The sequence below is a fragment of the Streptomyces sp. NPDC033229 genome, from assembly GCF_055576875.1.
Window position 1 is genome coordinate 26,689 of the sequence record NZ_JBVIQR010000009.1, and the last position, 24,255, is coordinate 50,943.

Consider the following 24,255-nt stretch of genomic DNA (forward strand, 5'->3'; position numbering starts at 1 on the left):
AGGGACCGAACGCGCGACTCGACGCAAGCGACCCGTCACCTGGAGTGAGCACAGGGAAAGGTCCCGGCCCCGCGGCCGTACCGCCGTTTCCCCGGTCCCGGACGGGGTACTCGCGGCAGCGGCAGCAGCTCCGTCCGGCCATCACCGAGGAGACCCCCGTGGCCCCGCACCCCCAGCCCTTCGCCCACTCCCCCGAGCCGGGTGGCCACGACCTCACCGACCGCGACGTCGCGGCCCTGGACGCCCACTGGCGGGCGGCCAACTACCTGTCGGTCGGCCAGATCTATCTGCTGAGCAACCCTCTGCTGGCGGTACCGCTGGAGCCGGAGCACATCAAGCCCAGGCTGCTGGGGCACTGGGGGACCTCACCGGGCCTCAATCTCGTGCACACCCACCTCAACCGTGTCATCAAGGCACGGGGCCTCGACGCGATGTGTGTCTGGGGCCCGGGGCACGGTGGGCCCGCCGTGCTCGCCAACTCCTGGCTGGAGGGCAGCTACCGCGAGGTCTACCCGGACGTGAGCCGGGACGCGGCGGGCATGGAGCAGCTCTTCCGGCAGTTCTCCTTCCCCGGCGGGGTCCCCAGCCATGTGGCCCCGGAGACGCCCGGTTCGATCCACGAGGGCGGCGAGCTGGGCTACTCCCTCGCCCACGCCTACGGCGCCGCCCTGGACAACCCCGGCCTGCTGGTCGCCTGCGTCGTCGGCGACGGCGAGGCCGAGACCGGGCCGCTCGCCACGTCCTGGCACGCGAACAAGTTCCTCGACCCCGTCCACGACGGGGCGGTCCTGCCGATCCTGCACCTCAACGGCTACAAGATCGCCAATCCCACCCTCCTGGCCCGGCTCCCCGACGAGGAGCTGGACAGGCTGCTGCGCGGCTACGGCCACGAGCCCCTCTACGTGACCGGCGACGACCCGGGGCAGGTGCACCGGGCGATGGCGCACGCCATGGACCGGGCGCTGGACCACATCGCCACCGCCCAGCGCGTCGCCCGCGAGGAGGGCGTCACCGACCGGCCGCACTGGCCGATGATCGTGCTGCGCACCCCCAAGGGCTGGACCGGACCGGCCGAGGTCGACGGCCTGCCCGTAGAGGGCACCTGGCGCTCCCACCAGGTCCCCCTCTCCGGGGTCCGCGACAACCCCGAGCACCTGCGCCAACTCGAGGACTGGCTGCGCTCGTACCGGCCGGAGGAACTCTTCGACGAGCACGGCGGGCCCCGCCCGGAGGTGCTGGCCTGGGTGCCGGAGGGCGACCGCCGGCTGGGGGCCAATCCGCACGCCAACGGCGGCCTGTTGCTGCGGTCCCTGCCGATGCCGCCGCTGGAGCACTTCGCCGTCCCCGTCGACAAGCCCGGCTCGGCGCTCCACGAACCCACCCGCGTCCTCGGCCGGTTCCTCGCCCAGATCATGGCCGACACCGCCGGGAGCCGGAACTTCCGGGTGGTCGGGCCGGACGAGACCGACTCCAACCGGCTGGAGGCGCTCTACTCCGCCACCGGCAAGGCGTGGCAGGCCCTCACCCTCGACACCGACGAGCACCTGGCCCATGACGGACGGGTGATGGAGGTGCTCTCCGAGCACCTCTGCCAGGGCTGGCTGGAGGGGTATCTGCTGACGGGCCGGCACGGGGTGTTCTCGTGCTACGAGGCGTTCGTCCACATCGTCGACTCCATGGTCAACCAGCACATCAAGTGGCTGCGGACCTCCCGCGCGCTGCCCTGGCGCCGCCCGGTGGCCTCCCTGAACTACCTGCTCACCTCGCACGTCTGGCGGCAGGACCACAACGGCTTCTCCCACCAGGACCCCGGCTTCGTCGACCACGTCCTCAACAAGTCCCCCGAGGTCGTGCGGGTGTATCTGCCGCCGGACGCCAACACCCTGCTGTCCGTGGCCGATCACGCCCTGCGCAGCCGCGACTACGTCAACGTCATCGTCGCGGGCAAGCAGCCCTGCTTCGACTGGCTCGGCATGGAGGAGGCCCGCGCGCACTGCGCGCGGGGTGCCGGGGTGTGGGACTGGGCGGGCACGGAGACCGGCGAGCGGGAACCGGACGTCGTGCTCGGGTGCGCGGGCGACGTCCCCACGCAGGAGACACTGGCCGCCGCCGACCTGATCCGCCGCCATCTGCCCGAGCTGACCGTACGCGTCGTCAACGTCGTCGACATGACCCGGCTGCTGCCGCACGAGGAGCACCCGCACGGCATGACCGACGCGGAGTACGACGCGCTGTTCACCCCCGACAAACCGGTCATCTTCGCGTACCACGGCTACCCGTGGCTGATCCACCGCCTCACCTACCGCCGCACCGGCCACGCCCATCTGCACGTGCGCGGCTACAAGGAGAGGGGCGCGACGACCACGCCCTTCGACATGCTCGTGCGCAACGACCTCGACCGCTACCGCCTCGTCATGGACGTCATCGACCGGGCCCCCGGTCTGGGCGTCCGCGCGGCGTCCGTCCGGCAGACCATGGCCGACGTCCGCACCCGCCACCACGCCTGGATCCGCGAACACGGGGTGGACCTGCCGGAGGTCACCGACTGGTCCTGGTCCCGCTGAGGCCGGTCCCCGCGCGGCTCGACGGGGCTGATGGTCGGATCCGGCACCGGGGCCGGGACGCCCCGCAGGCGCGGGCCCGCCGTGGTCGTCGCGCCCGCGGGAGACCATGGAGGAGACGGTGTGCGACAACAAGGACGGCAGGAGGATGTCGGTGAGCGCTACGGAGTCCGGCGGCACGCGGACGTACGACGTGCTGGTGATCGGTTCGGCCAACGCGGACCTGACGGTCCGGGTGGACCGGCGGCCGGGGGCGGGCGAGACCGTGCACGGCACGGATCTGGTCGAGTCGGCGGGCGGCAAGGGGGCCAATCAGGCCGCGGCGGCGGCCCGGCTCGGCGCCCGGACGGCGTTGCTGGCGAGGGTCGGTGACGATGCCTACGGCGAACTGCTGCTGGCCGCCCAGCGGGAGGCCAGCACCGAGGTGCGGCACGTGCTGGTCGAGGCGGGCGCGCGGACGGGTACCGCGCTGATCGTGGTGGGCCCGGACGGGGACAACTCCATCGTGGTCTCCCCCGGCGCCAACGACCGTCTCACGCCGGAGGACGTCACCTCGGCCCGGGAGACGGTCGCGGCGTCGGCGGTTCTCTCGCTCCAGCTGGAGATCCCGCCCGCGACCGTCCGGGCGGCCGCCGCCGTCGCGCGGGAGACCGGCACCCGGGTGGTGCTCAACCCCTCCCCCACGCCGGACCGGCTGGACCCCGAACTCCTGGCCACGGCCGACCCGTTGGTGGTCAACGAGCACGAGGCCCGGCAGCTGTCCGGGATCGCGGACGGCACCCCCGCCGAGTGGGCCCGCGCCCTGCGGGACCACGGCGCCCGGTCGGTCGTGGTCACTCTGGGCGGCGACGGCGCGCTCGCCCTGGACCACGCGGACGTGGAGCCGGTGACGGTGCCGGGGGCCGCGGTCGAGCCCGTGGACACCACGGGCGCGGGGGACGCGTTCACCGGGGCCCTGGCGGTGCGGCTCGCGGCCGGCACCCCGCTGGCCGCGGCCGCGCGGTTCGCGGTGCGGGTCGGTGCCGCGTCCGTCACCAAGGCCGGTGCGCAGCCGTCGTATCCGACCCTCGCGGAGCTGCCGACGGCGCCGGGATTGTCCGCATAGCGAACGGGATATCGGCTGTTGTCGTCCCACCGGACGAACGTCTTTCTCTGGCGGGTGATGTCCTGTCGGCGGCGCCGACCGGACGATACGGTCGGGAATCGAGGTGAACGCGGCGTCGGACGAGGCGGGTGGGGGGAGCCCGGTGGTCCGGCGGACCGCCCCCGACCCGATCTGGAGGAACCGATGTTCCGTGACCGTCCCCGCCGTACCGTCGCTGCCGCCGCCGTCGCCGCCGCGGCGGCCCTCGGTGCCGTGGCCTTCGGCCTGACGTCCCCGCACACCGCCTCCGCCGCCCAGGAGGACACCGAGCTGCGGCTGACCACCGTGGAGAAGTCCGACACCCGGACCGAGTACCCCAAGGCCGGGGACCACTGGGTGAGTTACTTCGACGTGCACACCACCGAGACCGGCAGGGACGGCAAGGAGCGGGCCGGTCGCCGGGTGGGCGACGGGAGCGACCGCTGCGACGTGGTCCTCGCCCGGTACGAAGGCGTGGTCACGCAGTGCCAGCGGGTGCTGCGCACCGAGAACGGCACGCTGGTGCTGACGTCCATGACCGACCGCTTCGGCCGCGGCCCGCACACCGGTACCGCCGCCGTGACCGGCGGTACCGGCGCGTACGCCAAGGCGCGGGGCGAGGCCTCGCTCACCCAGACCGACAAGCAGGGTTCCTTCCGCATCCGGCTGCGGGACTGACCCCCGTCATCTCCCGTCTGCCGCCGCCCTCGGGCGCGGCGGGGCTCAGGCGCCCCTGCGCTCCAGCTCCAGGGCGAAGCGCTGCCACGCCTCCGCACAGTTACGGGCGGCCTGGGCCACCATCGCGGTGCGGTGCGCGGGCACGCTCTCGACGAGCCGCTGCCAGCGCTCGCCGCCCATGGCGTGGGCACTGAGCAGTTGGAGCAGCGCCCGGCCGCCCTCGGTGAAGCGGAGGGAGGGGTCCCGGCGCAGATTGGGCAGCGGCTGCTCCTCGCCCGTGCTCGCCGGCGGGGGGGCCACGGGGGTGGTGCGCAGCGCCATGGAGCCGTCCGCGGCGGTGCGGCTCTCCGCCTCCCGCAGCTTCTTCGGCACCGGGTCCTCGCCCAGGCGCAGCCGCTGCCGCACGTCCCGCGCGGTGCCGACGGCTATCCCGGCGACATCGGCGATCTCCCGCAGACTGGCGTGCGGCTTGGCGGCGATCAGCGCGACCGCCCGCCGGCGCCCCTCCGCCGCGTTGAGCGGGCGGACCCGCCCGTCGCGGCCGGTCCTGGCGTTCACCTGCACGCTGCCCGCACATCGTCTGCGCAGCGAGGCGACCGTGCTCGCGGCGAGACCGGTCGCCGAGGCGATCAGCCGGTCCGACCACTGCGGGTGGGTGCCGATGATGCGCTCGGCGGCGGCGGTGCGGTCGGCCGGGCTGAGCGGCAGCCCCTGGAGGGTGTTGAGCCGGACGCCGTAGACGAAGGCGTCCGCCTCGCTGCCCTCGAAGAAGCGGACCGTGATGCGGTCCTCGCCGCGCAGCCGCGCGGCCCGCAGCCGGTGCATGCCGTCGACGACGCGCATCGTCGAGCGGTGCACGATGATCGGCGGAAGTCGGGCGTCGAGTTGGGCGAGCGCGTGGACATGGCGAGGGTCCTCGCCGGCCACACGGGGGGAGTCGGCGGGCAATAACGCGTCGAGCGGGACCACTGCCGTCAGACAGCGGTCCGCTCCGCTCTCACTGTGCCCACCCGCCTCGCGCTCCGCGAACTCCGCGGCCCGGGCGTCCGTTGCCAACTCTCCCGATCGAGCACATTCCGAAGTCGTCACGACACCCTTCCAGGAACTCCTCCGACGGACCGCGGTGGAGATCACGCACGCGACGAAGACAGTTTTCCGGGGCCCCCGCCTCGCCAACTGGCAGTCGACCGCCGGAGCGGGCGATCCAACACCAGTTGATCCCACCGACAGCAGGGACGCTAAGCAGCGACCGGTACAGCTGTCAACCGCATTGCCAGGTGCGCCTCATGGGGTTGCTGGTGACCTCTAAGCTAGATTGACCCGCTGGAGGGAGGTGTGATCATGAACGAGCCCGACGCCCCTGCCGAGCACACGCTCGCCGACAAGCTCAACCACTTGTTCGACACGGTGGTGCCGGCCGGCCGTGAGCCGTACAGCACCGAGGAAGTGGCGCGCTCGATCACCGCCGGGGGTGTGTCGATCTCCGGGAGCTACATCTGGCTGCTGCGCAAGGGGCAGCGCGACAATCCGACGCTGCGGCACCTGGAGGCACTGGCGAAGTTCTTCGGCGTGCCGCCGGCCTACTTCTTCGACGACCGGGTGACCGAGGCCGTCAACGCCGACCTGCGGCTGCTCGTCGCCTTCCGTGACACCCAGGTGCAGCGGGTCGCACTGCGGGCGGCCGGGCTGTCCCCCAAGAGTCTGCATTCGATCAATGAAGTGATCGAGCGCGTCCGCGAGCTGGAGGGCCTTCCGGCCAACCGGCCCGAGAAGCACCACCCCTAGGGCCTGTCTCTCAGATCTCGCCCTGCCCGCGCAGCGCCCGGAGCACGGCGCGACAACGCCACGGGGGGAATTGCGCAGTGAACTTCAAGAGGCTGCACCGGCGAAGCCTGGAACGGGTTCGCAGCCTGGACATACCCACACCGTTCGACGTCTGGGAGCTGTGCGACAGGGTCGCCCGGCGCCACGGCCGGCCGATTCGGCTGGAGCCCATCCACCTGCCCGTGGACGGGCCCTGCGGGCTGTGGATCTCCGGGCCCGAAGTCGACTACATCTTCTACGAATCCGACACCAGCCCGCTCCATCAGGAGCACATCATCGCCCACGAGCTGGGCCATGTGATCTGCGGTCACAAGGAGAACGCGGTGCTCGGCGAGGAGACCTCGCGCCTGGTGCTGCCGACGCTCGACCCGCGGATGATTCAGAGCGTGCTGCAGCGCACGTACTACACCTCGGCCGAGGAACAGGAAGCCGAGATGATCGCCTCCCTGATCCTCCAGGTGGCCAACCGGCGCCCCCTGGAGCGCAACTGGACCGTGCCCTCCGAGGCAGCCGAAAGCGTCGAGCGGCTGGACCGGTCGCTGCGCAGCTCCACCCTGGACGAGACGTGATCACCTCCCTCCACGCGTTCGGCGCCTTCGCCGCCTGGGCCGGCATGTTCTACAAATGCCGTTCCCTGCGGCAGAATCCGGCCGACCCCGCCCTGCTCGCCCTGTGTGCCGTCTTCGCCCTGTCGGGCCTGAGCTTCTTCATCTCGCTGCCCGTGGTGTGGGTCCGCGTCGACGGTCTCCTGGGGGTGCCGAACATCGCGGCACTGCTCGCCCAGAGCTGTGTGATGGCGCTCCTCGTGGGCCAGCAGATCGTGCTGACGTACTGGGCGCGCCCGCCCGAGCGGGCCCGCGTGCTGGTCCGCCTGCAACTGTCCTTCGGGGTCGCGGCCGTCGCCTCGCTGGTCACCCTCTTCTGGCTGCTCACCCCGACCGCGCAGCGGCCGAGGGACTTCACCCTCTACTACGTGCACGACCCGTACTACATCGCCTATTTGTCCCTCTACATCGGTACGTATCTGATCGGCGAGATCATCGTCGTCCGTGTCTGCTGGGGCTACTCCGCGGTGGCGGGGCGGACCTGGCTGCGGCGGGGCCTGCGGGTAACGGCCGTCGGGGCGTTCATCACCCTCGGCTACGGCGCCATCCGGGCCGGCAACATCCTCGGCATCGCCTTCGGCTTCGATCTGCGCCACCTGGAGACCGTCGCCTGGCTGTGCGGGGATTTCGGCTCCGCGCTCACCCTGGTGGGCTGGACGCTGCCGGGGTGGGGTCCACGGGTGGCCGCGGCGGGCCGGTGGGTGACTGCGTACCGGCGGCACCGCCGGCTCTATCCACTGTGGGCGGCGCTCCACGAGGCCGTCCCCACCATCGCGCTCGCCCCGGCGCGCAGCGAACTGGCCGACCGGCTGGCGGTACGGCAGCTGGAGTTCCGGCTCTACCGCCGGGTCATCGAGATCAGGGACGGGCAGCTCGCCCTGCGGGCCCACGCCGACCCCGAGACCATGGCGGAGGTGACCCGCGCGTGCCGGGAGGCGGGGCTGTCGGGGGACGAGTTGCGGGCGAGGGTCGAGGCCCTGCGGATCGCCTCGGCCCTGCGGGCGCGGGCGCGGGGCCGGACGGTGGCCGACGCCGACCGCGCCCGGGTCGGGGCCGAGGGGCCGGCGTTCACCGACCTCGGCGCGGAGACCGCCTGGCTGGTGCGGGTGGCGGTCGTCTTCGCGGCCCTGCCGGCCGAGGCCGCCGACCGGGCCGAGGCCGCGGCCCGTGCGGCCGCCCCGGGGGACGGCGGCGCGCCGGAAGTCGGTTGATAGCGTGACGACTTGTGAGGTTTCCGTCCCCGATCGGAAGGTCCGGCATGACCGTACGCAGTGGTGTCGAGCAGCGGCTCGCCCTGACACCCAACGGCAAGTCCATCGACATCTACCGGCCGGAGAGCGCCCCGGCGCCGTTGCCGACGGTGTTGCTATGGCACGGGATAGGCCCCGACGAGCGGGACATCCTCAGCCCGCTCGCACGGGAGGTCGCCGCCCTCGGGGTGCTCGTCTTCGCGCCGGACTGGCGCTCCGACGCGGCCGACGGCGGGCGCGCGGATCTGCTCGGCTCGCTGGAGTTCGTCCGCGCGCGGGCCGCCGAGCACGGCGGGGACACGGACCGGATCGTGCTGGCCGGCTGGTCGGCGGGGGCTCCCGCCGCGCTGGGGGTCGCACTGCACCCGGAGGTGGCCGACGGCTGGCGCCCCCGGGCGGTCGTGGGCATCGCCTCGCGGTACGACCGTCCGGCGCGGACGACGGGGCACGCCCCCCTGGTCGATCTGGCCGCCGGCCCCGCCGCGTCGCCGGTACCGGTCCGTCTGGTGCACGGCACGGCGGACGAACAGATCGACGTCGCGTACTCCCGCGACCTGGTGGCGGCCCTGGAGACGCACGGCTGGGCGGCCCGCCTCGACGAGGTGGGGGCCGACCACGCGGGCGCCATCATGGCGACGTACGACCCGGAGCTGGGCCGCTGCCGGCCGAGCGAGGACGAGCGCGTCCGCCGGGCCGGGCAGCTGACGGCTCGCGCCGTGGCGGAGGCGGCGCGTGCGTAGGCCTGCGCCTCCGCTGCGCGGCGATCGAGGACGCGCCCGCAGGGCGTACCCGGCTCGGATCAGCTATCAGCTCTCCACGAGGTCGCCCCGGCGCAGGCCGGACCCGTCCGGGACGGCGGCCGGGTCGCTGCCCAGGTCGACGACGGCGTTGCGCTCGTCGACGAAGACGACCCGGGGCTCGAAGGCGGCGGCCTCCGCCATGTCCATCGAGCCGTAGGCGATGATGATGACCAGGTCACCGGGGCTGATCAGACGCGCGGCGGCACCGTTGATACCGATCACTCCGGAGCCGCGGGGCCCCTCGATGACATAGGTCGACAGCCGGGCGCCGTTGTCGATGTCGACGATGTCGACCTTCTCGCCGGGCAGCAGGTCGGCGGCTTCCATCAGATCGGCGTCGATCGTCAGGGAACCCACATAGTGCAGGTCCGCCTGGGTCACGGTGGCGCGATGGATCTTGGACTTCATCATGGTGCGGTACATGGTGTCCGTATTTTACGCGCTTTTACGCGCACAAAGTTTCGAGCTCCGCGAGAAAAAGGAACGGCGGCGTCACTCAATGCACCCCCGTGGCTCTGAGTGACCGCCGCACGCAACACCGGGGACGTTAGTCATCCGGATCCGGTCATCGCAACTTGCTGCATCGAAGTTGCAACATATTGCACTCGCGCTCGACCTCGAATGTGTATGCACCGCCAGTAAGCCGGGCATTCGATCCTCACGCCGGTGCCGACACCGTCCGAGCGGCCCGTCCTCGGCGGCGGAACGGCCGGCCGGTGACTGGCTAGGGGCTTCACCAGGAAGTTAGAGTCCTCCGGTTGGCACACCGCCGCGCCGCGGCGCCCACGGTGCCACGCGTCGACATCCGAGAGGTTGAAGGATGAATCAGGGGGGAGGGGCTCCGGAGGCGTCGGCACGGCCCTCCCTGGAGCAGCGGATCCAGGCGGCGAAGGCCGAAATCGCCCGTCGGCTGCGGTACGTGCGCCGACACCACCCCGAAGGCCCCTTCACCCTGGCCGGTTTGGCCGAGCGCGCGGGCGTCTCCAAGCGCACGCTGTCCCACGCGGAATCCGCGGACGGTTCGAACCTCACCCTGGAGACCCTCCTCAAGGTCTCCTACAGCCTGGGCATTTCCCGCGACGCGTACTTCCTGGACGAGCAGGTCTTCCATCAGGTGAACGAGGAGCTGGAGACCCTGCGCGTGCTGCGGACCCGGCGCGTGGAGGGCGTGGCCCTGCGCACCGTCTCCCATGGCTCACCCGGGGTCGGCCACGCGCCGCCGGTGGACCGGCTGTCGGGGCTGCTCGAGGAGATCCTCGCCTCCGCGGCAAAGGCGCAGAACGAGTTACGGGACCTTCCGGCGCCGCCCGGGCCGCCGGTACTGAACGACGACCGTTGATGATGGTGATGCGCTGGCGCCGGAAAGAGCCGGACCATGAATTCACCTCGTTCCGGCTCGAGTGTGAGGATCGCGTGCGCGCGCTCCGGCTTCCCCCCGGCGAGTTGAGCATTCAGTCGCTCTGCGACCATCTCGGCGAGCGGTTCGGCCGACCCATTCATCTGGTGCCGCTCGCGCTTCCGCCCGGCAGTCCCGACGGGATGTGGGTGTCGGCGGAGGAGCGGGACTTCATCGCGTTCGAGGCGCGGCTCGCACCCATTCACCAACGCCAGGTCATTCTCCATGAGATCGGGCATTTCGTCTGCGACCACGAGGCGGCCCCGGTGATGACTCCCGAGGCGACCCGGTTGCTGCTGCCCTCCCTCGACCCGGAGCTGGTGCAGCGGGTCCTGGGCCGGGAGCACGCGCACTCGCCGGCCGAGCGCGAGGCCGAGTTCATCGGCTCCCTCCTCGGCCGGCGGATCGGTACCTGGACCACGCGACGCGTGTGGGAGGTGCCACCGGAGGCCGCGGAACTCGCGGCCCGGCTGTCCGCGCTGGAGCGCCCGGCCCGTGAGCGAGACGAACGGAACGAATGAACAACACCCTGAACAGCGTCATGTATCCGACGTGCGCCGCGGTGAACCTCCTGGCATTCCTCTACAAGGCCAGAGTCCTGCGCGTCGACCGGTCCCCCGCGCAATGGGCCCTGGCCGGCAACTTCTTCATACCCTTCCTGATCTTCACCGTGTCGACCCCTGCGGTCTGGGTGGCGACCAGCGAGGCGGTGGGCATCCGTAACTTCTCGGGCCTGTTCACCCAGAGCTGTGTCATGCTCCTGACCGCCTGCCAGCAGTTGGTCCTGCTGCACCTCACCTACGAGCGGAAGGTCGCCTGGCGCAAGGCGACGCCGCGCCTCATCGGCATCGGCACCACCGTCCTCGTCATGGTGACGCTGTTCTCCGTGGCCACCGAGCTCCACGAGCGCCCCACCGACTTCGCGCTGAGCAGGGCGCAGTTCTACCCCGCGTATCTCACCGTCTATCTGATCGCCTACGCCTGGAATCAGATCGACGTGTGCATCCTGTGCTGGCGCTACGCCAACATCGCACCCACCCCGTGGCTGCGTCGCGGTCTGCGGCTCGTGGCCCTCACGCTGCCCGCCGGCCTGCTCTACGCGGGCTGCCGGGCCGCCGACATCGTCGCCGGGCAGTTCGGCACGACGGGCCACGCCTGGGAGCCGATCGTGCCGTTCGCCGTCACGGTCAACACGATCGGGAAGACGGCGGGCTGGACGATGCCCGACTGGGGGCGCTCCCTCAGCGCCCTGTGGGCGCGGATCGACCTGCGCCGGGCTCACGCCGAACTGCGGCCCCTGCACCGGGTCCTGACCGCCCAGGTGCCCGAGCCGGTGCTCGAACTGGAGCCGGACGCGGACCGCCGCACCCGGGTGTACCGCACGGTGATCGAGATCCGGGACGCCCAGTGGGCCCTGCGGACCTGGATGGACCCCGCCGTCGCCGAGACCGCGAGGTCCCGGGCCGCGGACGCCGGGTTGACCGGCGACGACCTCGCCGCGACCGTCGAGGCCGCGCTGCTCGCCGCCGCCCTGCGGGCGAAGGAGCAGGCCTCGCGGCCCGCCGAGCACGCGAGCACCCCGCTCGCCGCCGAACCCCAGGACCTGGCCGCCGAACTGTCCTTCCAGCGCACGCTGGCCCGCGCCTTCGCCACGTCCCCGGTCGTGGCGGACACCCTTGCCCGTACCCCGCTCAGCCACGCCTCGTCGGAGCAGACCGCATGACAGACCGGACCGAGACCCCCGCTCTCCCCCAGCCCTTCACGGAGTCCTTCTTCGCCGACCGCTACCCCGCCTACGCGCGGCTGCGCGAGGCCGCGCCCGTGCACCGCGTCGCGCTGCCGGACGGCTCGCCGGTCTGGCTCGTGACCCGGGAGGCCGATGTGCGCGCCGGCATCACCGATCACCGCCTGTCGGTCAACAAGGACCGCTCCGGTGTGGGCTACAAGGGCTTCTCCCTGCCCCCGGCGCTGGACGCCAATCTCCTCAACATCGACCCCGAGGACCACTTGCGGCTGCGCCGCCTGGTCTCGAAGGGCTTCACCCCGCGGCGCGTCGAGGACCTGCGGGGGCGCGTACAGGCCGCGGCGGACCGGCTCGCCGACGACCTCGCCGCCAGGCTCGCCGCCGGTGAGGATCCCGTCGACATCGTCGCCGTGTTCGCCAATCCACTGCCGCTGGTCGTCATCGGGGATCTGCTCGGGGTACCGGAGGCGGACCGCCGGCCCTTCTCGGAGCGGGTCGCGACCATGCTCGCCCCCGAACACCCGGGGCAGATCGTGGAGGCCGTAAACCACATCCACCGCTTCCTCGTGGACCTCGTCGCGGCCCGCCGGGCGGCGCCCGGCGACGACCTCCTCTCGGCGCTCATCGCCGCCCGCGACGACGGCGACCGGCTCAGTGAGGACGAGCTGGTCTCCCTCGCCTTCCTGATCCTCATGGCCGGCAGCGAGAACGCCCAGCACCTGATCAGCGGCGGTCTGCTGACCCTGCTGAACCACCCCGACCAGCTCGCCGAGGTCCGGGCCGATCCGGCGCTGCTGCCCGAGGCCGTCGAGGAGCTGCTGCGCTACGCGCACCCCAACCAGATGGCCATCCGCCGCTTCCCCACCGAGCCCGTCGAGTTCGGCGGGGTCCGGATCCCGGTCGGCGACACGGTGCTGCTCTGCCTGGCCTCCGCCCACCGCGACCCCGCCCGCTACCCGGACCCGGACCGCTTCGACATCCACCGGGCGGACAAGGCGCACCTCGCGCTCGGCCAGGGCATCCACTACTGTCTCGGGGCGCCGCTGGCCCGGATGGAGATCCAGATCGCCCTGGGGACGCTGCTGCGCCGTTTCCCCCGCCTGGAGCTCGCCGTCCCCGCGGACCGGCTGCGCTGGCGCACCTCGTTCCGCTCGCACGCCCTCAGGGAGCTGCCCGTCACGGTGCGGGCGACTCCGGAGAAGGGGCAGTCGGCTCACCGGCCGGAGCCCGCTCGGGGCGGACCCGCGCGATGAGCAGGGCGACGTCGTCGTCGTTGCCCTCGGGCAGGTCCCTCAGCAGCAGGTCGCAGGTGGCCTCCGGCTCCCGGGGCGGGCCGTCGAGCAGGGCCAGCAGGGCCTCCAGGCGGGAGTCGATGGCCTCGTCGCGGGTCTCCACCAGGCCGTCGGTGTAGAGGATCAGCTGGTCGCCGGGGGCCAGCTCCACGGCGACGCTCTCGAAGGGGATCCCGCCGACGCCGAGCGGGGCCCCGGTGGGGAGTTCGACCAGTTCGGGGCGGTGGCCGGGGCGGAGGACGACGGGCGGCAGATGCCCGGCGTTGGCCACGTGGGCCCGCCCCTGCTCGGGGTCGTAGACCGCGTAGACGCAGGTGGCGATCATCTGGTCGAGCCCGGAGGCGGTGTCGTCGAGGTGGCGCAGCACCTGTGCCGGGTCAAGACCGAGGCCGGTGAGGGTACGGGCGGCGGTGCGCAGCTGTCCCATCGCCGCGGCGGCGTTGATGCCGCTGCCCATCACGTCTCCGACGACGAGGGCGCTCTTGCCGTCGGATTGCGGGATGGCGTCGAACCAGTCGCCGCCGACATTGGTGGCGAGCCCGGCGGGCTGGTAGCGGTAGGCGATGTCCAGGCCCGTCAGCCGCGGGGGCCGGTGCGGCAACAGGTCGCGCTGGAGGGTGAGGGCGGTGGCGCGTTCGCGCTGGTACCAGCGGGCGTTGTCGATGCAGACCGCGGCGCGGGCGGCCAGTTCACCGGCGAGGACGACGTCGTCCTCGCCGAAGGGCGCCGGGTTGCCGATGCGTTTGAGGTCCAGGGCGCCGAGCACCTCGCCGCGGGCGATCAGCGGCACCGCCATGTACGAGTGCAGCCCGGCGTCGGCCAGCAGGCGGACGGCGTCCTCGTCGCGGGCGATGCGCGGCAGGTCGGCGGCGGTGACATGGGCGATGTGGACGGGGCGGCCGGTGCTGACGCACTGGGTGACCAGCCGGTCGGCGTCGTACTTCGCGATCTGCCCCGGGGGGTCGGCCGCGCGGACGGCCTCGGCGGCCGCGGCCGTGTCACCCGCCGCCACGGCCAGCGCGCGGAAGACGGCCGCCTGTCCGTCCGGTACGGAACCGGAGCGGGTGCCGCCCAGGACGGTGTCGAGGACGTCGACGGCGGCCACGTCCGCGAGATCGGGCACGACGACCTCGGCGAGCTCCCGGGCGGTCTGGTCGAGGTCGAGGGTGGTACCGATCAGTACGGAGGCGTCGGCGACGAGGGACAGCCTGCGACGGGCCTCGGCGGCCGCGCGGTGCCGGTCGGTGACGTCCACGACAGAGGTGGCGAGGCCGAGCGGGCGGCCGCCGGGGTCCTCCAGCCGGTAGTAGGAAACCAGCAGCGCCCGGTCGGGGCCGACGCCGCTGCCCACGGGGCGGCCGACCGAGAACTCGTCCAGCAGTGGGATGCCGGTCTCCATGACCCGGCGCATCGCGGACTCGATCTGCTCGGTGTCCGCGTACGGCAGCGCCTCCCGGATGTGCCGGCCGACGTGCCGCTCGGCGGGCAGGTCGTTGATGCGCTCCAGTGCGGGGTTGACGAGCACGTACCGCAGCTCGGTGTCCAGTACGGCGAGCCCGATCGGGGACTGGGCCACCAGCCGGAGCGACAGTGCCAGGTCCCGTTCGACGTCCCGCAGGACCGCCTGGTCGGTGGCCATGCCGAGGCCGTACAGCCTGCCGTCCTCGTCCTCCAGCCGCATGGTGCGCAGCTCGATCCACCGGGAGCCGCCGCTCTTGTGCCGGGCGGGGAAGACACCGGCCCAGCCGCCGCCCTCGCGGACCACCCGGGCGAACTCCGCGAGGACCGTCTCGAAGTCCTCCTCGGCGACCAGCAGCCGGGCGGCGAACGACCCGAGCGCCTCCGCCGCGGTCCAGCCGAACAGCTCCTCGGCCTGGGGGCTCCACAGCACGATGCGGCCGTCCTCGTCCAGGACCACCGCGGCGACGCTCAGGACGTCCAGCAGGCTGCCCGGCTCGTGCCGGGCGGTGCGCCCGGCCGGGATCCGGCCGGGCTCGGGCCGGAATATCTCGGCACTGCCCATGCGAGGTCCTCCCTCCGCCCGCTCAGGGGTGGTGCGGCGGCCTCGTGCCTTCTGGTCCGTCCCTCGTTTCTCGTCCCGTGCGCCGCAGCGACTTCCATGGTCTCTCCGAACCGGCCCACCTCGCAGCCCGCGGCGCCGGGGAAACGCCACCGGCGGCGGTCGGGCCGCGGTCCGTGGGAGCCCGCACCCCGGTCAGGCCCCGGGTGTGCCCGCCGGGATGCGCAGCGTGAACCAGACGGTCTTTCCCTCGTCGCACGCGTGGTGGCCCCACTGGGTGGCGATCTGCTCGACGAGCCACATGCCCCGGCCGTTCTCGCTGTCCGGCCCGGCCTCGCCGCAGCGGGGCAGCAGCCCGCCGGCATCGGTGACCTGGGCGACCAGATGGTCACGGGAGCGGGTGAGGACGAGGCGGACGTCGCCGGCCGCCATCGGGACGTGCACGATGGCGTTGGTGACGAGCTCGGAGAGCAGGAGCGTGGTGTCCGCCGCGAGCTCGGCGAGTCCCCACTCGCTCAGCAGGCGCTCGCTGAAGCGCCGCGCGGCCGCGACGGACCGGGTCGAGGGGGGCAGCGAGATGGTGTGCGACGGCAGACCGGGCGGCAGGTAGTGCGGCGCCCAGCGTGAGGGCGGGCTGTGCATGCACAGCGGCATGCCGCGGCCCCAGTGGCCGAGGAGTCGCTGCGGATGCGCCGCCCGGGTACGGAGGGGGTCGGGGGCACCGGGGCCCCCGGGAAGGGCGGGGAAGGCTCCGGGGAAAGCGTGGGCCGTATGCGAGGAGCTCAGGATGTGGCTACTGGGAGGCATAGGGGGCTCTGGCAATCGACTAGCGCGAAGGGCGCTGAACGAGGACTCGTCTCCGACGCCTTGGGCGGACCTCGGGCTGGGGGCGGACCGCTCGTCTTCGCATGGGGATCTCCCACATTCGCTCGATTTCCGCCAGAGGTCTATACCCTATGGGTGACGATGGGCGTGCGGAGCGCTATCGCCGCAGGTAGGGCGGTTCGCAAGGGCATAAAGTCCCGGTATGCAAAAGGCGGGCAAAGGTCGAAGGGCCCGCACAGCGCGGCGCCCGGGGACGGCCGACGGACCCGCCGGAGTGCCTCCGGCGGGTCCGCGGGGCGTGGCGGCTAGGCCGTCCTCGGGCATTCCTTCCAGGCCAGGTGATAAATGGTGTTGATGTCGCCGTCCGTCGAGTCCATCGTCATGAAGCTCGTCGTCCTGGCCGGATCCGAGCTGCCGGCGCCGACGCGGAGTTCGGTGTTGATGTTGAAGTTCCGCTTCTCACCGCAGGGCGCCCAGACCAGCGCGCCGACCGGGACCCGGTCGCTCGCCTGCCAGTTGTCCTTGTACGGGCCTCTGAAGCCGTGGCTGCTCGGCGTGGTCGCGGACGACCCCTGGAAGTAGTACGACGCCTTCTGGGTGCCGACGGCCCCGGACTCCAGGGACGCGAAGCCGCGGTAGTCGGCACTGGCGATCGCGTAGGTGAAGCCCTGCGGCACGTGCACGATGAGGTTCAGCTGGCAGTTCTTGCGGAAGTCGGTCGGCTTGGAACCGACGCCCACCTGGGCGAGGTAGTCGCTGTAGGTGACGGTGAAGGCCGTGTTGTCGGGGGCGACGGCCACGGCCGCCGTTCCCGCGGGACATCCCGACCCGTTGACGGTCGCCACCTCGATCACGATTTTGTCGGGCGGCGGGGTGATGAGGGCCGCGGGGTTGTGCGTGGCGAGCGGCGCGGCGAGTAACGCCGCGATCGCGCTGCCGATGAAAAGGCCGCCGGGCATGGGTTCTCCTGTCGATTGTCTTCGCGCCATACGGCGCGAGGGGAAGACGAAAGGATCCTGAAGTGCCCGCACCGCGGGAATCACGGCTGTGAATTCACGCTTTCCCCTGAGCGGTAGGGGTGGGTCGATGGGGTGCCGACTCGGCTGCGGGAGCATCAGGAGTCAGTGGTTCCGGACCGACGAAAGAGCCATGGACCACGGCATTGTCCTGCACACACGGTTCGTACGAGCATGCACATGCCAAGCCGCTGTGCTGCCCTCCTGCGGTCCGTGGGACTGGGAGCGTTCGAATAATAGGGAGCGGCACGCGCGTTGGCTAGAGTTCGCGCCGCTGATCCGTTTCGGCTCTTTGGCTCAAAAGGAATGGGCCCGAACGCTGCTTCCCCAGCGTTTCCTTCCCGGTTCAAGCAGTGCCGCCCGGGAGTTTTCCGCACCGCACCACAACCGGCCTACAACGCGCGCAACCGCACCGACAGACAGGTCACGCAGCCCTCGAGTTTCTCGAACTCGCCGATGTCCACCACTACCGGCCGATATCCGAGACCGGTGTAGAGCGCGGCCGTCCTCGGCGCACTGGCGGCCATCAACAGCCGGTCGTCGCCCAGCAGCACGACGTGCGCGCCCGACTCCTCGGGCACCGGCAGGAAGCGCGCGAAGAGGGACGGGTCGTCGACCAGCGACGGGTGGCCGACGACCGTGCCGTCGGGGAGCGCGGTCACCGCGGACTTCAGGTGCAGCACCTTGCCGGCGAGGGGCACGGCGACCACCCGGGCGCCCAGCGGACCGAAGACCTCGCGCAACTGCCGTACGCCGTCCGCGTTCGTGCGTCCGCCCCGGCCTACGTAGAGGGTGTCACCGACCTTGAGGACGTCGCCGCCGTCGAGCGTGCCGGGCTCACGGAGCCGATGGAGAAAGCAGCCGAGCGCCGCGACCGCGTCCTCGGCCCCCGGCGTCTCGGCCCGGCGGCCGGCCGCACCGGAACGGGCGATGAGGGCGACGTTCCGGTGAACCACCATGGTGTCCTCGACGAAGACCCCGTCCGGGCAGTCGTCGGCGGGGGCGGCCTCGACGGTGTGCCAGCCGTGCGCGCGCAGCGCTCCCACATAGTCGTGCCACTGGCGCAGGGCGAGCGCGGTATCGACGGGGGTGCGCGCGATGTGGGTCACGAGACCCTCGGCGAGGCGGGGGCCCGGGCGGCGGACCAGGGCGATATTCCCGGACATACAGTCATCCTCTCGTCAACGGACGGGCAGTGGCAGTCTGCGTATCATCGGGCCGGTGATCTCGAACAGCGCCCGTCGCGCCCCTTCCGCTCCCGCCCCCTGCCGGATCACGGTCTGTCGCGGCTGCTGCTGCGGCGACCCGGCCAAGGTCCCCGGGGTCGACCACGCCGGACAGATAGCGAGGCTGCGCGGCGCCGTCGGCGGGGCCGCGCAGGTGCGCGCGTCGGAGTGCCTCGACGTCTGCGACCAGGCGAATGTGATGGTGGTTCAGCCGTCGGCGGCGGGCCGGGCCGCCGGGGGGCGGCCCGTGTGGCTGGGGCTGGTCAACGACGACGACGCCCTGGCGGACATCGCCGCGTGGGTGCGGGCCGGCGGCCCCGGGCTCGCGGAGCCGCCCGGGGTGCTCGACCTCTACGCGTTCACCGTCTCACGGCGGGTGAGCCAGGGGCTGGGCGGCTCGGGAGCCTGAAACCGGTCAGCGGCTCGACGGCTCGGGACAGGGGAGCGTCCGCCGCCTTCTCCAGCAGGAACGCCTCATTGCCCAGCCCGATCCGGGCGTGCCGCTCCGGCCGCGCGGACTTCAGCACCAGCCCGTAGACCACGCCGAGGACGACGGCCGCGGCGACGATGCCCGGCAGCGCCCAGCGCAGGGCCGGGCCGGGGTCGGCGCCGATCAGCACGTCGAAGTCCTTGACCGCGTAGACGACGATGGCGAGCAGCGCGAGCCCGGCGACGCCGGAGGCCACGAGCCGCGGGGCCTGGGCACGGGCCGCGCCGCGCCGGACGAAGAAGACGATGACGGCGGCGCTCGCGGCGGCCATCAGGACGATGACGCCGAGCGCGCCGACGTTGCCCATCCAGGTGAACAGCCGCTGGACGGGCGCCGTCGGGTCGCCGTGCGGCTTGTCGTCGGTGACCGCGAAGAGCAGGACGGCGAGCAGCGACACGACGCTCTGGAGCAGCGAGCCGTGGGCGGGCGCGCCACTGGCCTTGGAGGTACGGCCGAACGCGGCGGGCAGCAGGCCCTCGCGGCCCATGGCGAAGGCGTAGCGGGCGACGACGTTGTGGAAGCTGAGCATCGCGGCGAACATGCCGGTCACGTAGAAGACGTGCATCACATCGGCGAACGTGCTGCCGAAGCGGTCAGTGGTGAGGGCGAACAGCAGGTTCGGGCCCTCCTTCCGGGACTCGCCGACGATCTGCGAGGGCCCGGCGGCGACGCTCAGCGCCCAGGAGCTGACGGCGTAGAAGAGGGCGACGAAGCCGACGGCGAGGAAGGTCACCCGGGCGACGACCTCCTGCGGGCGGCTGGTCTCCTCGGCGTAGACGGCGGCCTGCTCGAAGCCGACGAAGGAGGCGATGGTGAAGCAGAGCGCGGTGCCCAGCCCGGCGCCGCCGAGGGTCTCGGGGTTGAACGCGTGCAGCGAGAAGCCGTCCTTGCCGGGGCTCGCGACCCCGACGACGTCGAAGAGGGCGACCATGGCGCACTCGACGAGCAGCAGCACGCCGAGGACCTTGGCGTTGAGGTCGATCTTGAGCCAGCCGAGTGCCCCGACGATCACTACGGCGCCGAGTGCGGGCAGCCACCAGGCGACGTCGAGGTGCAGATACCTGGCGAGCAGGCCGGAGACCTCGTAGCCGAAGATGCCGTAGATCGCGAACTGCATGGCGCTGTAGGCGACCAGCGCGACGACGGATGCGGCGGCGCCCGCGGTGCCGCCGAGGCCGCGGGCGATGTAGGCGTAGAAGGCCCCGGCGTTGTGGACGTGGCGGCTCATCTCGGCGTAGCCGAAGCTGAACAGGGTCAGCACCACGCCGAGGATGACGTAGAGGAGGGGCTGCCCGACGATGCCCATCGTTCCGTAGGTGGTGGGCATGACGCCGGCCGTGACCATCAGGGGTGCGCTGGCGGCGACCACCGACAGCAACAGTCCGGCCAGGCCTATTCGGTCGGCGCGCAGCCGTCTGTCCTGGCCCTTGAAGGTGCTGATCTCGCTCGTGGTGCCCGTCGACATGGCGGGGGTCGTCCTTCCCATGGGGGTGAGCGGGGTTGGGGGTGCGCACGCGGCCGGCGGGGCCGCGCGGGTCACGCCGCGCCGAGCGCGGCGCGGCGAGCGGCGTGGAATGCCTTCGCCGGGTCCCGGTCGGGGTAGGACCAGGGGGCGCGGACGGCGTGCGGGCCGATGCGGGTGAGCAGGGCCGCGGCCTCGGCCATCCGGCCCTCGTGGAGCTTGGCGTGGGCGAGGTAGTTGAGGTCGACCTTGCGCCGGGGGTGGGCGGTGGCGGCGGCGTCCTCGTCGACGTCCCATTCGAGCCACCAGTCGAAGGCCGCCTTCATCACCTGCCGGGCCCGCCGGGTGGTCCAGTGCCCGGAGCGGGCGGGGTCGCGGGGTTCGAGACCGGCCCGGGCGAGCACCCGGTAGCGCTCGGCGTGGGCCACCACGGGCAGGACGGCCAGGGGCGAGTCGGCGGGTGCCTGCTCGGCGGCCCAGGAGGCGAAGTCGTAGACCTCGTGCAGCGGGTCGTCCCGGTCGTCCCGCTGGTGTTCGGCCAGGCAGGCGGCCATCAGATGGTGCGCGTGGTGGTGGTCGCGGTGGCGGGCACGCACCTGGTCGAAGGCGCGGACGCGCTCGTCGTCGGTGCCGGTCCGGCGGGCGAGGACGAGGATGGCGAGCCAGGGGGTCGGATCGGCCGGGGCCATCCTGGCCGCAGTCAGCGCGCACGCGCGGGCCGCCTCGGGGCTGCCCTTGCCGCGCACGGCCTTGAAGACGGTGGCGCAGGCGAGGAGGGCGGCGGCGTCGGGGCTGTCGGGCTCCGCGAGCTGCCACTCCCGGGCCCAGGCGACGCTGGTGGCGCCTTCACCGAGGACGGTGAGACGGTGGCCGCGGCGGTCCCAGTCGTCGCCGGTTCCGGCGAGGAGCTTACGGGCGTCCGCCCAGCGGCCCCTCGCCAGCGCGTCGCGGACGGTGGCGAGTTCGGTGTCGTCGAGGGCGGGGTCGAAGGTCAGCCCGTCCTTGTTCCGGGGGCGGCCCAAGGGGGGTGGGGGCGTCATCGTCGGGCTTCCTCCACGGCGTACGTCCCCTCCGGGCGCCGGGTCAAGGCGTCCGCAAACAAGCTGTCGCAATCACGCACAGCAAAGCGGTAGTCACGGCTCCGAGTCAAGACCGATCTTGCGCTGACGTTTCATCAATTGACGCAGCGTCAGCTGAGCCTGCCGCCGGACAGTACGTCCGGTCGACGAACGACTGTTCGGTCGCGAGGGCGGCGACGGGGTGACCGTTCGGCCGTTTGCCCGCCCCGCCAGCGGAAAGGCCGTTGCCCGGCCGTCGCATCGCCCTACGGCGGTTAGCCTCGTCCCGTCAAGTCTCCTACGGCCCTGTGGCCTTGAGGTACGCGGCGTGTTGGTCTTCGTCTTCGCCCTGAGTGCGGCGTGCTGCCTGGGTGTCGGATTCGTGCTCCAGCAGAACGCGGCCCAGCACGCCCCGGTGAGCGACTTCCTCTCCTTCCGGCTGCTGCTGGACCTCGCCCGGATGCCCCGCTGGCTGGCCGGCATCGGGCTGATGGTGTGCGGCACGGCCCTCGGCGCGGTGGCGCTCGGCCGGGGCGAGATCTCGCTGGTGGAGCCGCTGCTGGCGACGAACCTGCTGTTCGCGATGGCCCTGTCCCGGTGGCAGACCGGGCAGCCGCTCGGGCCGGCCGGCTGGGGCGGGCTGTGGCTGCTGGCGGGCGGGGTGACGGCGTTCATCGTCGCGGGCCGCCCGCACGGCGGGGACGACACCGCCGATCCCCTGCGCCAATGGCTGTTCATCGGCCCGATGGTGGGCACGGCACTACTGCTGGCGGCGGTCTCCAGACGGGTCCGGGTGGTCGTGGAGGCGGCACTGCTGGGCGCGGCGGCGGGGCTGCTGTACGGCGTGCAGGACGCCCTGACCCGGCTGAGCGGCCAACGGCTGCACAGCGGCGGCTGGACCGCGCTGCTGCTGAGCTGGCAGCCGTACGCGGTACTGACCCTCGGCCTGGTGGGGCTGCTGTTCGTGCAGAGCGCGTTCGAGACGGCCCCACTGCGGCTGTCGCTGCCCGCGCTCACGGCGGCCCAGCCCCTGGCGGGCATCGTGTGCGGGGTGGGGTTCCTGGGAGACCAGGTGCGGACCACGGCCGGGGCGCTGGCCTGGGAGGCGGCGGGGCTGGCGGCGATCGTGGCCGGCATCGCGCTGATCGCCCACCACCCGGCGATGCCGGCGGGAGTGGGCGAGTCGGCTCGGGTGGGCGACCTCCCACCGCGCTGAGCCGCGCACGCGGGGCGGCTGGTTGGATGGTCGCATGACCGATCAGCAAGGGCTGCCGGCCGACGAGCTGCTGGACATCGTCGACGAGCGGGACGAGGTCGTGGGACAGGCGCCCCGCGGCGAGGCCTACGCACGCGGGCTGCGCCACCGCTGTGTCTTCGTCCTGGCCAGGGACGGTGCGGGACGGATCTTCGTACACCGCCGCACGGCCACGAAGCTCGTCTTCCCCTCGCGCTACGACATGTTCGTCGGCGGCGTGGTCGGGGCCGGTGAGTCGTACGACACGGCGGCGCTGCGCGAGGCCGAGGAGGAACTGGGCGTCAGCGGCCTGCCCGCCCCCACGCCACTGTTCCGCTTCCTCTACCGCACGCCGGAGCACTCGTGGTGGTCGGCGGTCTACGAGGTGCGGTGCGACCTGCCGGTCGAGCCCCAGGCCGAGGAGGTCGCCTGGCACGCCTTCCTCACCGATGAGGAACTGACGGCCCGGCTTCCGGAGTGGGACTGGGTCCCGGACGGCCTGGAGGCGTATCACCGGCTGGTGGGCTTGCGGGCTCACTGACGTGTCGGCTGCGGGTCCGTGGTGGCCGCCTGCGGCGGCGAGCGCCCTGCGGGCGCGTCCTCAAGCGCCGGACGGGCTGATTTCAGCCCGTCCGGCGCTTGAGGACAAGGCACAGCAGCTCGTCCGGCGTTCGAGGACACCGCCGCGCAGCGGTGGTGCGCCCCTACCCCCAGGCGAAATGTCAGATCGTTACGACGATCTTCCCCCGCGTGTGCCCCTCCGCGCTCAGCCGCTGCGCGTCCGCCGTCTTCTCCAGCGGGAACACCTCCGCGACCTCGACCGTCAGCACGCCCTGCTCCGCCAGGTGGCTGAGCGCGGTGAGGTCGGCGGAGTCGGGGCGTACCCACAGCGGGCGACCGCCGAGGGCCGTCACGTCGGGGTCCGCGATGGAGATCAGCCGGGCGCCGGGGGCGGTCACCTCGGGCGAGGTGTGGATCGTTCCGCCGCCGACCAGGTCGAGGACCACGTCGACGCCTTCGGGCGCCAGGGCGCGCACCCGCCCGGCCAGGCCGTCCCCGTAGGTGACCGGCTCGGCGCCCAGCGCGCGGAGGTAGTCGTGGTTGCGCTCCCCCGCCGTGCCGATGACGCGGGCTCCGAGGTGCTTGGCGAGCTGTACGGCCATGGTGCCGACCCCGCCGGCGGCGGCGTGCACCAGGACGGTGTCCCCCTCGCCGGTGCCGGCCGCCCGCAGCGCCTGGTAGGCGGTCAGACCGGCCAGCGGGATGCCCGCGGCCTGTTCGAAGGTGAGGTTGGCCGGCTTGCGCGCGAGGGTGCGCACGGGCGCGGCGACGTACTCGGCGAAGGTGCCACGGGAGAGGAGGTCCTCACGGACGTAGCCCATGACCTCGTCGCCGATCGCGAACTCGGGGGTGTCCGCGCCCAGGCCGACGACGACGCCGGAGACGTCCCAGCCCGGGACGACCGGGAAGACGGCCTGGAGCATGCCGTCGAGGTAGCCCGCCTGGGCCTTCCAGTCGACGGGGTTGACGGCCGCGGCCCTGACCTTGATCAGGACCGAGTCCGGGCCGACCTTGGGCTCGGGGAGCTCGCCGAACTCCAGGACCTCGGGTCCGCCGTAGGCGCGGTAGCTGATGGCCTTCATGGTGGTGC

Annotated in this window: 23 protein-coding genes; 14 read left to right on the forward strand and 9 right to left on the reverse strand. The window is 72.4% G+C overall.

Going from position 1 to position 24,255, the window contains the following annotated elements; genetic code table 11:
- Positions 1 to 158: 158 nt before the first annotated feature.
- The 3 genes from ACZ53N_RS10740 to ACZ53N_RS10750 all read left to right on the forward strand — a co-directional run bounded on the left by ACZ53N_RS10740 (position 159) and on the right by ACZ53N_RS10750 (position 4,362).
- On the forward strand, positions 159 to 2,564 hold the full coding sequence (locus ACZ53N_RS10740) for a phosphoketolase family protein (RefSeq protein WP_469140556.1): 2,406 nt from the start codon (positions 159 to 161) through the stop codon (positions 2,562 to 2,564).
- A gap of 145 nt (positions 2,565 to 2,709) precedes the next feature.
- Positions 2,710 to 3,666 carry a ribokinase gene (locus ACZ53N_RS10745; protein WP_469140683.1) on the forward strand — a complete coding sequence of 319 codons (957 nt, stop codon included), beginning with the start codon at positions 2,710 to 2,712 and terminating at the stop codon, positions 3,664 to 3,666.
- 183 nt (positions 3,667 to 3,849) lie between these two features.
- Positions 3,850 to 4,362 (forward strand): hypothetical protein, encoded by a 513-nt coding sequence (locus ACZ53N_RS10750; RefSeq protein ID WP_469140557.1) that lies wholly within the window; start codon positions 3,850 to 3,852, stop codon positions 4,360 to 4,362.
- Positions 4,363 to 4,407: 45 nt separating this feature from the next.
- Here the strand turns inward: ACZ53N_RS10750 and ACZ53N_RS10755 are convergent, their stop codons facing one another.
- Positions 4,408 to 5,418: a ParB/RepB/Spo0J family partition protein gene (locus ACZ53N_RS10755; protein ID WP_469140558.1), complete on the reverse strand. Its 1,011-nt coding sequence runs from the start codon at positions 5,416 to 5,418 to the stop codon at positions 4,408 to 4,410.
- 285 nt (positions 5,419 to 5,703) lie between these two features.
- Here ACZ53N_RS10755 and ACZ53N_RS10760 point away from each other — a divergent pair, with 285 nt between their 5' ends.
- From ACZ53N_RS10760 to ACZ53N_RS10775, 4 genes are all read left to right on the forward strand, one after another.
- Entirely contained in the window at positions 5,704 to 6,147 is a 444-nt protein-coding gene (locus ACZ53N_RS10760; RefSeq protein ID WP_356457029.1) for a helix-turn-helix domain-containing protein, read from the forward strand.
- Between the two features lie 77 nt (positions 6,148 to 6,224).
- Positions 6,225 to 6,755, forward strand: coding sequence for an ImmA/IrrE family metallo-endopeptidase (locus ACZ53N_RS10765; protein WP_469140559.1), 531 nt, complete (start codon positions 6,225 to 6,227; stop codon positions 6,753 to 6,755).
- The gene (locus ACZ53N_RS10770) at positions 6,752 to 8,002 is read left to right on the forward strand and encodes an MAB_1171c family putative transporter (RefSeq protein ID WP_469140560.1); all 1,251 of its coding nucleotides are present in this window, start codon (positions 6,752 to 6,754) and stop codon (positions 8,000 to 8,002) included. The genes ACZ53N_RS10765 and ACZ53N_RS10770 overlap by 4 nt, the downstream gene beginning before the upstream one ends.
- Before the next feature lie 47 nt (positions 8,003 to 8,049).
- Complete coding sequence (locus tag ACZ53N_RS10775) at positions 8,050 to 8,781, forward strand: alpha/beta hydrolase (protein WP_469140561.1); 732 nt, start codon at positions 8,050 to 8,052, stop codon at positions 8,779 to 8,781.
- Positions 8,782 to 8,847: 66 nt separating this feature from the next.
- Here ACZ53N_RS10775 and panD read toward each other — a convergent pair whose 3' ends face one another.
- Complete coding sequence (gene panD, locus ACZ53N_RS10780) at positions 8,848 to 9,264, reverse strand: aspartate 1-decarboxylase (RefSeq protein ID WP_469140562.1); 417 nt, start codon at positions 9,262 to 9,264, stop codon at positions 8,848 to 8,850.
- A gap of 397 nt (positions 9,265 to 9,661) precedes the next feature.
- On the opposite strand from panD, the gene ACZ53N_RS10785 reads away from it, so the two are divergent.
- From ACZ53N_RS10785 to ACZ53N_RS10800, 4 genes are all read left to right on the forward strand, one after another.
- Positions 9,662 to 10,180: a helix-turn-helix domain-containing protein gene (locus ACZ53N_RS10785; protein ID WP_469140563.1), complete on the forward strand. Its 519-nt coding sequence runs from the start codon at positions 9,662 to 9,664 to the stop codon at positions 10,178 to 10,180.
- Positions 10,181 to 10,284: 104 nt separating this feature from the next.
- A complete protein-coding gene (locus tag ACZ53N_RS10790) occupies positions 10,285 to 10,758 on the forward strand; it encodes an ImmA/IrrE family metallo-endopeptidase (protein ID WP_469140564.1) in 474 nt (157 codons plus the stop codon).
- On the forward strand, positions 10,755 to 11,960 hold the full coding sequence (locus ACZ53N_RS10795; protein ID WP_469140565.1) for an MAB_1171c family putative transporter: 1,206 nt from the start codon (positions 10,755 to 10,757) through the stop codon (positions 11,958 to 11,960). The genes ACZ53N_RS10790 and ACZ53N_RS10795 overlap by 4 nt, the downstream gene beginning before the upstream one ends.
- Positions 11,957 to 13,234 carry a cytochrome P450 family protein gene (locus ACZ53N_RS10800; RefSeq protein ID WP_469140566.1) on the forward strand — a complete coding sequence of 426 codons (1,278 nt, stop codon included), beginning with the start codon at positions 11,957 to 11,959 and terminating at the stop codon, positions 13,232 to 13,234. Before ACZ53N_RS10795 ends, ACZ53N_RS10800 begins: the two co-directional genes overlap by 4 nt.
- Here the strand turns inward: ACZ53N_RS10800 and ACZ53N_RS10805 are convergent.
- From ACZ53N_RS10805 to ddaH, 4 genes are all read right to left on the reverse strand, one after another.
- The gene (locus ACZ53N_RS10805; RefSeq protein ID WP_469140567.1) at positions 13,158 to 15,296 is read right to left on the reverse strand and encodes a SpoIIE family protein phosphatase; all 2,139 of its coding nucleotides are present in this window, start codon (positions 15,294 to 15,296) and stop codon (positions 13,158 to 13,160) included. The two genes, ACZ53N_RS10800 and ACZ53N_RS10805, sit on opposite strands and share 77 nt — an antisense overlap.
- A 192-nt stretch (positions 15,297 to 15,488) precedes the next feature.
- The gene (locus tag ACZ53N_RS10810; protein WP_469140568.1) at positions 15,489 to 15,935 is read right to left on the reverse strand and encodes an ATP-binding protein; all 447 of its coding nucleotides are present in this window, start codon (positions 15,933 to 15,935) and stop codon (positions 15,489 to 15,491) included.
- Between the two features lie 488 nt (positions 15,936 to 16,423).
- Positions 16,424 to 17,077, reverse strand: a complete 654-nt coding sequence (locus tag ACZ53N_RS10815) for a DUF4360 domain-containing protein (protein ID WP_469140569.1) — start codon at positions 17,075 to 17,077, stop codon at positions 16,424 to 16,426.
- 449 nt (positions 17,078 to 17,526) lie between these two features.
- Positions 17,527 to 18,300: a dimethylargininase gene (ddaH, locus tag ACZ53N_RS10820; protein WP_469140570.1), complete on the reverse strand. Its 774-nt coding sequence runs from the start codon at positions 18,298 to 18,300 to the stop codon at positions 17,527 to 17,529.
- A 58-nt stretch (positions 18,301 to 18,358) separates the two neighbouring features.
- Here ddaH and ACZ53N_RS10825 point away from each other — a divergent pair, with 58 nt between their 5' ends.
- Positions 18,359 to 18,769, forward strand: a complete 411-nt coding sequence (locus ACZ53N_RS10825) for a (2Fe-2S) ferredoxin domain-containing protein (protein WP_469140684.1) — start codon at positions 18,359 to 18,361, stop codon at positions 18,767 to 18,769.
- Here ACZ53N_RS10825 and ACZ53N_RS10830 read toward each other — a convergent pair.
- Together ACZ53N_RS10830 and ACZ53N_RS10835 are read right to left on the reverse strand one after the other, a co-directional pair.
- Positions 18,720 to 20,336 (reverse strand): APC family permease, encoded by a 1,617-nt coding sequence (locus tag ACZ53N_RS10830; protein ID WP_469140571.1) that lies wholly within the window; start codon positions 20,334 to 20,336, stop codon positions 18,720 to 18,722. The genes ACZ53N_RS10825 and ACZ53N_RS10830 overlap by 50 nt on opposite strands.
- Before the next feature lie 50 nt (positions 20,337 to 20,386).
- Positions 20,387 to 21,352, reverse strand: a complete 966-nt coding sequence (locus ACZ53N_RS10835; RefSeq protein ID WP_356457002.1) for a hypothetical protein — start codon at positions 21,350 to 21,352, stop codon at positions 20,387 to 20,389.
- Between the two features lie 346 nt (positions 21,353 to 21,698).
- On the opposite strand from ACZ53N_RS10835, the gene ACZ53N_RS10840 reads away from it, so the two are divergent.
- A complete protein-coding gene (locus ACZ53N_RS10840) occupies positions 21,699 to 22,586 on the forward strand; it encodes a DMT family transporter (protein ID WP_469140572.1) in 888 nt (295 codons plus the stop codon).
- A 34-nt stretch (positions 22,587 to 22,620) separates the two neighbouring features.
- Positions 22,621 to 23,145, forward strand: coding sequence for an NUDIX hydrolase (locus tag ACZ53N_RS10845; RefSeq protein ID WP_365375598.1), 525 nt, complete (start codon positions 22,621 to 22,623; stop codon positions 23,143 to 23,145).
- A gap of 181 nt (positions 23,146 to 23,326) precedes the next feature.
- Here ACZ53N_RS10845 and ACZ53N_RS10850 read toward each other — a convergent pair whose 3' ends face one another.
- Positions 23,327 to 24,247 (reverse strand): NADP-dependent oxidoreductase, encoded by a 921-nt coding sequence (locus tag ACZ53N_RS10850; protein WP_469140573.1) that lies wholly within the window; start codon positions 24,245 to 24,247, stop codon positions 23,327 to 23,329.
- Positions 24,248 to 24,255: the final 8 nt, after the last annotated feature.